This is a genomic window from Streptomyces sp. NPDC005485, assembly GCF_040606085.1.
Classification (GTDB): domain Bacteria; phylum Actinomycetota; class Actinomycetes; order Streptomycetales; family Streptomycetaceae; genus Streptomyces.
The window spans coordinates 25,183-34,639 of the sequence record NZ_JBEXDZ010000096.1; the positions used below are offsets into that span (position 1 = coordinate 25,183).

A 9,457-nucleotide genomic window follows, 5' to 3' on the forward strand; every position below is an offset into this window, starting at 1 on the left:
ACGGTAACGTTCCGCGCGATGTGGCGGCGTTCGAACAGTCGCCGCACAGCAAAAGAGGCGGCCGGGAGCCGTGCCACCAGCGCCAGCAGCCACCGCCTCGCGGCTCTAGGGGATCGATGACTGAGTATGGCCGGGGCCCAGGCTCCGAACCGTGGCATCCGGAGGACCCGTTGTTCGGGGACGTCGGATGGACGGGGCAGGCCGACAACGGCCAGTCCTACGGCGGCCAGCAGCAGCACCCGCAGCAGCCGCAGCATCAGCAGCACCCGCAGCAGCCGCAGCAGTCCCAGTACGGGGACTGGGGCACGGGCCAGCAGGCGCACTACCCCCAGGGGCAGCAGCAGTACGGCGACCAAGGGCACCCGCAGTACGACGGTCAGGGGCAGCAGCAGTACCAGCAGTACGGCGACCAGGGTCAGCAGCAATATCCCGGCCAGGGGCAGCCGCAGTACCCCGGCCAGGGGCAGCAGTACCCGGGGCAGGACCAGCAGCAGTACAACAACGGCGGCTGGGACACCGGAGCGCACCAGCAGGTCCCGTACCCCGCCGACCCGGTCGACCCGTACGGCGGCCGGCCCGCCGCGTACAACGGTGAGCAGCCCGACTACTACGGCACCCCCGACGCCTACCCGCCGCCGGAGCCGCCCGCCCGTCGGCGCGCCGAGCCCGAGCCCGAGACGGACTGGGATCCCGGCCCCGACCAGGGCGAGCACGCGTTCTTCGCTGGCGATGACGACGATGACGATGACGATGACGACGACCCGAAGGGCGGCGGCCGCGGTCGCAAGGGCCGGGGCGGCAAAGGCAAGGGCAAAGGTAAGAAGCGCCGCAGCGGATGTGCCTGCCTGGTGGTCGTGCTGGTCTTCGGAGGCGGTCTCGGCGGCGTCGGCTATTTCGGCTACCACTTCTACCAAAATCGTTTCGGCGCGGCGCCCGACTACGCGGGCGACGGCACGAGCGAAAAGGTGACCGTCACCATTCCCAAGGGTGCGCTCGGTTATGCCATCGGCCAGGAGCTCAAGAAGAAAGGTGTCGTCAAGAGCGTCGACGCCTTCGTGGCCGCACAGGACAAGAACCCCCAGGGCAAGACCATTCAGGCGGGCACGTACCTTCTGAACAAGGAAATGTCAGGGGAGAGCGCCGTCGCGCTGATGCTCAGCCCCAAGAGCAAGAACAACCTGACCGTCGCCGAAGGCAAGCGCAACAAGGACGTCTACGCGTCGATCGACAAGCGTCTCGACCTCGACAAGGGAACCACCGAAGGCGTCGCCAAGAAGGAATGGCCGACCCTCGGACTTCCGGACTGGGCGAACAGCGGCAAGGACATCAAGGACCCGCTGGAAGGTTTCCTTTACCCGTCGACCTATCCGGTCGCCAAGGGCATGAAGCCCAAGGATGTCCTGAAGGAAATGGTCGACCAGGCCAAGCAGAAGTACGCCGCGTTCGGCATTCAGGCAAAGGCCAAGAGCCTGGGTCTGGAGAATCCGCTGCAGGTACTGACCGTGGCGAGCCTCGTCCAGGCCGAAGGAAGGTCCAAGAGCGACTTCGAGAAGGTCGCGAGGGTGGTCTACAACCGTCTGAAGCCGAACAACACGGAGACCTACGGCCTCCTCGACTTCGACTCGACGGTGAACTACCTGAAGGGCGAGTCGAAGCTGGCCACCGGTTCGGTCGACGAACTGCGGAAGATCAACGACCCGTACAACACCTACAAGATCAAGGGCCTGCCCCCCGGGCCGATCAGCAATCCCGGTGAAGTGGCGGTCAAGGCCGCTCTCAACCCGGCCAAGGGCAACTGGTACTACTTCGTCTCGGTCAGCGCGACCAAGACGCTGTTCGCCGAGACCAACGAAGAGCAGAACCGCAACCGCGAGAAGTACCTCGAGGAACAGAAGGGTCAATGAGCAGGAGCGACGCCAAGAGCCGGGCGGCCGTACTCGGCTCGCCCATCGCCCACTCCCTCTCCCCGGTGCTGCACCGCGCCGCGTACAAGGCGCTCGGGCTCGACGAGTGGTCGTACGACCGCTTCGAGGTCGACGAGGAGGCGCTGCCCGGGTTCTTCGGCAAGCTGGGCAGCGACTGGGCGGGGCTGTCGCTGACCATGCCCCTCAAGCGGGCCGTGATCCCGCTGCTCGACGAGATCAGTGAGACGGCGTCCTCCGTCGAGGCGGTCAACACCGTCGTGTTCACCGACGACGGCCGACGGTTCGGCGACAACACCGACATCCCCGGCATTGTCGCCGCCCTGCGCGAGCACGGGATCGAGCAGGTCGACTCCGCCGCCGTCCTCGGAGCGGGCGCCACCGCGTCCTCGGCACTGGCCGCCCTCGCCCGGATCTGCACCGGTGAGGTCGTCGCGTACGTACGCAGCACGGAGCGGGCGGCCGAGATGCGGCAATGGGGGGAGCGGCTCGACATCGAGGTGCGTACGGCGGACTGGGCCGACGCCGAGGAGGCCCTGCGCGCCCCGCTCGTGATCGCCACCACCCCGGCGGGCGCCACGGACGCGCTGGCCGCGGCCGTCCCCGAACGGCCCGCCACCCTCTTCGACGTGCTGTACGACCCGTGGCCCACCGACCTGGCGGCCCGCTGGTCGGCGTACGGCGGAGCCGTCGTCAGCGGCCTCGACCTCCTCGTCCACCAGGCCGTCCTCCAGGTCGAGCAGATGACGGGCCGCACCCCGGCTCCGCTCGACGCCATGCGGAAAGCCGGGGAACACGCGCTCGCCGCTCGCTAGGATTTCCCGAGGCCTTGCAGGGGGCGGGGCCGAGGGGGGGACACGGATGAGCGCGGGCGTGCCCATGGCATCCGGCAAGGGCGAGATCGTCCAGTTGGTGCTGCCGTTCCTGCCGGACTGGATGCAGCACGTCGTGCTGGTCCTGCTGATTGTCGCGGTCCTGGCGACGTGGGGCTTCAAGATCAAGCGCAGGATCGACCACCGGCGGGCCCTGCGCGAGGGACGGCCCATGCGCGGACAGGGCCGCGGCGCCGACCATCTGGGCGCCTATGCGCCGCCGCCGGGTGCCGTGCCGCCGCCCGCCACTCCGCCGCCGCTGCGCCCCGACGACAGCTCCACCGCTTCCTGAGACCACCGGTCCGTCCGTCTGGTGGACCACCGGCCGGGCCTGGCGCCCGGACGTGGGAGGATCAGAGATGGCGGGCCAGGGCCGCGCACCGGTCGCGCCGTCGCCGTACGCGAGGACGCGCGTACGCAAAGACAGTACGCAGTACCAGGGCGCGAGCATCATGAGGAGCACCGTTGAGCAGGTTGCGCTGGCTGACCGCGGGGGAGTCCCACGGCCCCGCACTCGTGGCGACGCTGGAGGGTCTTCCCGCCGGCGTGCCGATCACCACGGAGATGGTGGCGGACCACCTGGCCAGGCGTCGTCTTGGTTACGGTCGCGGTGCCCGGATGAAGTTCGAGCGCGACGAGGTCACCTTCCTCGGCGGTGTGCGCCACGGGCTGACCATGGGCTCGCCGATCGCCATCATGGTGGGCAACACCGAGTGGCCCAAGTGGGAGCAGGTCATGGCGGCCGACCCGGTCGCCCCGGAGATCCTCGCCGACCTCGCGCGCAACGCCCCGCTGACCCGCCCGCGTCCCGGCCACGCCGACCTCGCGGGCATGCAGAAGTACGGCTTCGACGAGGCCCGGCCGATCCTGGAGCGCGCGAGTGCCCGGGAGACCGCGGCCCGGGTCGCGCTCGGTGCGGTGGCCCGCTCGTACCTGAAGGAGACGGCCGGCATCGAGATCGTCTCGCACGTCGTCGAGCTGGCCGCGGCGAAGGCGCCCTACGGCGTCTACCCCAAGCCCTCCGACGTCGAGAAGCTCGACGCCGACCCGGTGCGCTGCCTGGACGCCGACGCGTCGAAGGCGATGGTCGCGGAGATCGACCAGGCCCACAAGGACGGCGACACCCTCGGCGGTGTGGTCGAGGTGCTGGCGTACGGCGTGCCCGTGGGCCTGGGCTCGCACGTGCACTGGGACCGGCGGCTCGACGCCCGGCTCGCGGCCGCCCTCATGGGCATCCAGGCCATCAAGGGCGTCGAGGTCGGCGACGGCTTCGACCTCGCCCGGGTGCCGGGCTCCAAGGCGCACGACGAGATCGTCCACACCGAGGACGGCATCCGGCGCACCTCCGGCCGCTCCGGCGGCACCGAGGGCGGTCTGACCACCGGTGAACTGCTGCGCGTGCGCGCCGCGATGAAGCCGATCGCGACCGTGCCGCGCGCGCTCGCCACCATCGACGTCGCCACCGGCGAGGCCGCCAAGGCCCACCACCAGCGCTCCGACGTGTGCGCGGTCCCGGCCGCCGGCATCGTCGCCGAGGCCATGGTGGCCCTCGTCCTCGCGGACGCGGTGGCGGAGAAGTTCGGCGGCGACAGCGTGCCCGAGACCCGGCGCAACGTCGAGTCCTACCTCGAGAACCTGGCCATCCGGTGAAGGCGGGCCCCCTGCTCGTCCTGGTCGGCCCCATGGGCGTCGGCAAGTCCACGGTGGGCGCCCTGGTCGCCGAGCGGCTCGGCCGCGCCTACCGGGACACGGACGAGGACATCGTGGCCGCCGAGGGCCGCACCATCGCCGACATCTTCGTCGAGGAGGGCGAGGCCGCCTTCCGCGCCGTAGAGAAGCGGGCGGTGCACCGGGCGCTCGCCGAGCACGACGGCGTCCTCGCGCTCGGCGGCGGTGCGATCCTCGACGAGGAGACGCGCGCCGCGCTCGCCGGACACCAGGTGGTCTACCTCTCGATGGAGGTCGAGGAGGCGGTCCAGCGCACCGGCCTGAACGCGGCCCGTCCGCTGCTGGCCGTCAACCCGCGCAGGCAGTGGCGCGAGCTGATGGAGGCCCGCCGCCATCTGTACACCGACGTCGCCCGCGCGGTCGTGGCGACCGACGGCCGTACCCCCGAAGAGGTCGCCCAAGCGGTCCTCGACGCACTGGAGTTGAAGACTGCATCTTCCGGGGGGCAACCCCCGGACCCCCGGCAGGAGAAAGCATGATCGAGCAGCAGGTGACGCGCATTCAGGTCGGCGGCACGGCGGGCACCGAGCCGTACGAGGTCCTGGTCGGCCGGCAGCTCCTGGGCGAACTCGGTGGACTGATCGGCGAGAAGGCCAAGCGCGTCGCGGTCATCCACCCCGAGGCGCTCGCCGACACCGGTGAGGCGCTCGCCGCGGACCTGGGCGGGCAGGGCTTCGAGACCGTCGCCATCCAGGTGCCGAACGCGGAGGAGGCCAAGACCGCCGAGGTCGCCGCCTACTGCTGGAAGGCGCTGGGCCAGTCCGGCTTCACCCGCACCGACGTCATCGTCGGTGTCGGCGGCGGCGCCACCACCGACCTGGCCGGGTTCGTGGCGGCGACCTGGCTGCGCGGGGTGCGCTGGATCGCCGTCCCCACCACCGTGCTCGCCATGGTGGACGCGGCGGTCGGCGGCAAGACCGGCATCAACACCGCCGAGGGCAAGAACCTCGTCGGTGCCTTCCACCCGCCCGCGGGCGTGCTCTGCGATCTCGCCGCGCTGGACTCGCTGCCGGTCAACGACTACGTGTCCGGGCTCGCCGAGATCATCAAGGCCGGGTTCATCGCCGACCCGGTGATCCTGGAGCTGATCGAGGCCGACCCGGAGGCCGCCCGCACCCCGGCGGGCCCGCACACCGCCGAGCTGATCGAGCGGTCCATCAAGGTCAAGGCCGAGGTCGTCTCCGGTGACCTCAAGGAGTCCGGCCTGCGCGAGATCCTCAACTACGGGCACACCCTCGCGCACGCCATCGAGAAGAACGAGCGCTACAAGTGGCGGCACGGCGCGGCCGTCTCGGTCGGCATGCACTTCGCCGCCGAACTCGGCCGTCTCGCGGGCCGGCTGGACGACGCGACCGCCGACCGCCACCGCACCGTCCTGGAGTCGGTCGGCCTCCCCCTGAGCTACCGCTACGACCAGTGGCCCAAGCTCGTGGAGAACATGAAGGTCGACAAGAAGTCCCGCGGCGACCTGCTGCGCTTCATCGTCCTCGACGGACTCGCCAAGCCGACGGTCCTGGAGGGCCCCGACCCGGCCGTCCTCCTTGCCGCGTACGGCGAAGTGGGCGAGTAGCTCCCCTTCGGGTGCACTTCGTCCGATTCGCCTGCGCCCACGGGCACTTCGCGCCGTCCCGGGCCGTTCACACAACGGCGGCCCGGGACGGTACCGTTCGGTAGGGAACGGGGTTCGGGCCCCGCCGCAGGCGACTTGAGCGCCCCGGAGGCGAACGCGCCAGGACACGAGACGGAGTGGCACCGGATGCAGCACGCAGTGGGGGCTCCGCTGCCGCCGCCCCACCAGCCGGGGCAGGGCCCCGCGGCCGGCTGGTCGCCGGCCGCGCAGCACCCGGGACACCCGGGCGCGGCACCCATGACCCCGCCTGCCCCCGGCTTCACCGGCCCGCCGCAGGGACCCTCGGCGCCTCAGACGCACGCTTCGCAGCACGCGCCCCAGCACCACGCGCCCGTCCCGCCGACGCCGGACACCACAGGCCATGTGCAGCTGCCGCCGGGCAACCCCGTCCCCCTGCCGAGTCCGGCGCCGGATCTGACGTCCGCCCCGCTCGCGGTTCTGCTCATCGGCCCCGCCGGCGCCGGCAAGACGAGCGTCGCCAAGTACTGGGCGGGCCACCGCCGGGTGCCCACCGCCCACATCAGCCTCGACGACGTACGCGAATGGGTGCGCTCCGGGTTCGCCGACCCGCAGTCCGGATGGAACGACCATTCGGAGGCGCAGTATCGTCTCGCCCGCCGCACCTGCGGCTTCGCCGCACGGAACTTCCTGGCCAACGGCATCTCCTGCATCCTCGACGACGCGGTCTTCCCGGACCGCCCGGTCGTCGGCCTCGGCGGCTGGAAACGGCATGTGGGTCCGGGACTGCTGCCCGTCGTCCTGCTGCCCGGGCTGGAAATCGTCCTGGAGCGCAACGCCGAGCGCTCCGGCAACCGCCGCCTCACCGACGAGGAAGTCGCCCGCATCCACGGCCGGATGGCCGGGTGGTACGGCTCGGGACTGCCCATCATCGACAACTCCCAGCTCGACGTTCCGGCCACCGCCCGGGTCCTGGACGACGTGCTCGCCCGCTCCATCGCGAGCCCGCCCCAGTGGTGAGGCCGTGACCCGGTGGCGCCCGCCCCACCCCGGTCGGCCCCTCTGAACCGGCGATATCCGGCCACCGCTCGTAGGCTCGGGTCATGTCAGAGGTCTACGCGGCCCGCCGGGAGCGGCTGAAGGAGCGCTGTACGGCAGGTGGCAGCGCGACGGCGCTGGTCACCCGCCCGGCCAATGTGCGGTATCTCGCGGGAGCGGCGCCGCACGGCGCCGTGCTCCTGCTGAGCAGGGGTGAAGACCTGCTGTTCTGCTCGCGCCCGCCCAGCGGCGAGGCCGAGGACGGCAGACCCGACGAGGCGCTGCGCGTGCAGGTGCTGCCGGGCCCCGGTGGCGACCCGGCCGTCGCCGCCGCCGATGTCGCCGCGGCCAGGGGCGCCGAGTCCCTCGCCGTCGAGGAGCACCACCTGACCGTGACCCGGCACCGGGCCATCGGGTCGGTGGCGCCCCGGCTGCGACTGGGCGACCTCGGCGGTGCGGTCGAGCAGCTGAGGGTCGTCAAGGGCGAGGAGGAGATCTCCTGTCTGCGGATCGGCGCCGAGATCGCCGACCAGGCGCTGGGCGAACTGCTCGAATCCATCCTGGTCGGCCGCACCGAGCGCCATCTCGCGCTGGAGCTGGAGCGACGCCTCGTCGACCACGGCGCCGACGGTCCGGCCTTCGCGACCTCGGTCGGCACCGGCCCGAACTCGGGGCGGCGCGGCCACCGGCCCACGGACCGGCGCGTGGAGGAGGGAGATTTCCTCTCCGTCTGTCTCGGGGCCACCTATCGCGGCTACCGCTGCGAGATCGGCCGTACGTTCGTCATCGGCACCTCTCCCGCCGACTGGCAGATCGAGCTGTACGACCTCGTCTTCGCCGCCCAGCGCGCCGGACGCGAGGCGTTGGCCCCGGGCGCCGCCTACCGTGACGTGGACCGCGCCGCCCGCCAGGTCCTCGACTCCGCGGGGTACATGGAAGGCCTCCCTCCGCTGACGGGGCACGGTGTCGGGCTCGAAATCGACGAGGAGCCGCAGCTCGCCCCCGCGGCCATGGGTAAACTGGACGCTTGCGTGCCGGTCACCGTCGAACCGGGGGTTCACATCCCGGGCCGGGGCGGCGTCCGGATCGATGACACGCTCGTCGTCCGCCCCGAGGCGGATGGCGGACCCGAGCTACTCACCATCACGACCAAGGAACTGCTCGCGCTGTAGCTTTCCGAGCTACGCGCGGTGCGCCGGGGTCGTCCACGTCAGTCCAGGAGATTCCGCAACCGTGGCTTCCACGAACGACCTCAAGAACGGCCTGGTGCTCAAGCTCGACGGGGGCCAGCTCTGGTCCGTCGTCGAGTTCCAGCACGTCAAGCCCGGCAAGGGCCCGGCCTTCGTGCGCACCAAGCTGAAGAACGTGCTCTCCGGCAAGGTCGTCGACAAGACGTTCAACGCCGGCGTCAAGGTCGAGACGGCCACGATCGACAAGCGCGACATGCAGTTCTCGTACATGGACGGCGAGTACTTCGTCTTCATGGACATGGACACGTACGACCAGCTGATGGTCGACCGCAAGTCCGTCGGTGACGCCGCCAACTTCCTGATCGAGGGCTTCACGGCCACCGTCGCGCAGCACGAGGGCGAGGTGCTCTTCGTCGAGCTGCCGGCCGCCGTCGAGCTCGTCATCCAGGAGACCGAGCCGGGCGTCCAGGGCGACCGCTCCACCGGGGGCACCAAGCCCGCCACCCTGGAGACCGGCCACCAGATCCAGGTGCCGCTCTTCATCACCACCGGTGAGAAGATCAAGGTCGACACCCGTACGAGCGACTACCTCGGCCGGGTGAACAGCTAACCGTGGCTGCCCGCAACACGGCCCGCAAGCGCGCCTTCCAGATCCTCTTCGAGGGCGACCAGCGCGGCGTGGACGTCCTGACGGTCCTCGCGGACTGGATCCGGCACTCCCGGTCCGACACCCGGCAGCCGCCGGTGAGCGAGTACACGATGCAGCTGGTCGAGGGGTACGCCACCAAGGTGCGCCGGATCGACGACCTCATCGCGCAGTACGCCGTCGGCTGGACGATGGACAGGATGCCGGTCGTCGACCGCAACATCCTGCGCCTCGGTGCCTACGAGCTGATCTGGGTCGACGAGACCCCGGACGCGGTGGTGCTCGACGAGGCGGTGCAGCTGGCGAAGGAGTTCTCCACGGACGACTCACCCTCGTTCGTGAACGGCCTGCTGGGCCGTCTGAAGGACCTCAAGCCGTCGCTGCGCCGCGACGAGGCCTAGCCGGGGCTCGACGTCCGCAGAGTTACGAAAACGCCGGAGGGCCCGCAGCAGGCGTTGCTGCGGGCCCTCCGG

At 70.9% G+C, this 9,457-nt stretch carries 10 protein-coding genes; all 10 read left to right on the top strand.

Features of this window, described 5'->3' with window-relative positions; genetic code table 11:
• Positions 1 to 116: 116 nt before the first annotated feature.
• The 10 genes from mltG (at position 117) to nusB (ending at position 9,385) form a co-directional block, all read left to right on the top strand.
• Positions 117 to 1,904, top strand: coding sequence for an endolytic transglycosylase MltG (mltG, locus tag ABZS97_RS27955; RefSeq protein ID WP_356141808.1), 1,788 nt, complete (start codon positions 117 to 119; stop codon positions 1,902 to 1,904).
• Positions 1,901 to 2,737, top strand: coding sequence for a shikimate dehydrogenase (locus ABZS97_RS27960; RefSeq protein ID WP_356141810.1), 837 nt, complete (start codon positions 1,901 to 1,903; stop codon positions 2,735 to 2,737). Before mltG ends, ABZS97_RS27960 begins: the two co-directional genes overlap by 4 nt.
• Before the next feature lie 64 nt (positions 2,738 to 2,801).
• Positions 2,802 to 3,086, top strand: coding sequence for a hypothetical protein (locus ABZS97_RS27965; RefSeq protein ID WP_356141820.1), 285 nt, complete (start codon positions 2,802 to 2,804; stop codon positions 3,084 to 3,086).
• A 173-nt stretch (positions 3,087 to 3,259) separates the two neighbouring features.
• A complete protein-coding gene (aroC, locus tag ABZS97_RS27970; protein WP_356141812.1) occupies positions 3,260 to 4,444 on the top strand; it encodes a chorismate synthase in 1,185 nt (394 codons plus the stop codon).
• Between the two features lie 32 nt (positions 4,445 to 4,476).
• Entirely contained in the window at positions 4,477 to 5,001 is a 525-nt protein-coding gene (locus ABZS97_RS27975; RefSeq protein WP_356141822.1) for a shikimate kinase, read from the top strand.
• Positions 5,001 to 6,092, top strand: coding sequence for a 3-dehydroquinate synthase (gene aroB, locus ABZS97_RS27980; protein ID WP_356141824.1), 1,092 nt, complete (start codon positions 5,001 to 5,003; stop codon positions 6,090 to 6,092). The genes ABZS97_RS27975 and aroB overlap by 1 nt, the downstream gene beginning before the upstream one ends.
• Positions 6,093 to 6,278: 186 nt before the next feature.
• Positions 6,279 to 7,130: a Pro-rich N-terminal domain-containing protein gene (locus ABZS97_RS27985; RefSeq protein WP_356141814.1), complete on the top strand. Its 852-nt coding sequence runs from the start codon at positions 6,279 to 6,281 to the stop codon at positions 7,128 to 7,130.
• A gap of 83 nt (positions 7,131 to 7,213) precedes the next feature.
• Complete coding sequence (locus ABZS97_RS27990; RefSeq protein WP_356141816.1) at positions 7,214 to 8,320, top strand: aminopeptidase P family protein; 1,107 nt, start codon at positions 7,214 to 7,216, stop codon at positions 8,318 to 8,320.
• 61 nt (positions 8,321 to 8,381) lie between these two features.
• Positions 8,382 to 8,948 (top strand): elongation factor P, encoded by a 567-nt coding sequence (gene efp / locus ABZS97_RS27995; RefSeq protein ID WP_010988257.1) that lies wholly within the window; start codon positions 8,382 to 8,384, stop codon positions 8,946 to 8,948.
• A 2-nt stretch (positions 8,949 to 8,950) separates the two neighbouring features.
• The gene (gene nusB / locus ABZS97_RS28000; protein WP_356141818.1) at positions 8,951 to 9,385 is read left to right on the top strand and encodes a transcription antitermination factor NusB; all 435 of its coding nucleotides are present in this window, start codon (positions 8,951 to 8,953) and stop codon (positions 9,383 to 9,385) included.
• Positions 9,386 to 9,457: the final 72 nt, after the last annotated feature.